The sequence below is a fragment of the Bradyrhizobium sp. sGM-13 genome, from assembly GCF_018398875.1.
In the GTDB taxonomy this organism is placed as follows: domain Bacteria; phylum Pseudomonadota; class Alphaproteobacteria; order Rhizobiales; family Xanthobacteraceae; genus Bradyrhizobium.
The window spans coordinates 1-218 of sequence record NZ_JAGWDK010000505.1 but is presented as its reverse complement, the minus strand read 5'-3'; the positions used below and the strand labels follow the sequence as shown (position 1 = coordinate 218).

Here is a 218-nt window from a genome sequence, read left to right as displayed (position 1 = left end):
ATTTCGTCCGTCAGGACGATGCGATCGATTCTACGGCGCATGAGTTGGTAGCACTCACATGTCGCCGCCTCGAGCCGCGGCCTGTCAATCTCGATCGAGCCGCGCCGATTGGATCGGATTCCGCCCGACTCGCGCAGCTTGCATATGACATGCGTCACCGTCGGGCGGCGCACACCGAGCAATTCCGAAAGCGTGTCTTGCGTCAGCGGCAGGATGTC

General features: G+C 61.5%; 1 protein-coding gene. It reads right to left on the bottom strand.

The genetic code is table 11. The features are described 5' to 3' along the window. Positions 1–218 (bottom strand): helix-turn-helix domain-containing protein (locus KJQ96_RS39815; protein WP_213291302.1); only part of this gene is annotated, 218 nt, incomplete at both ends.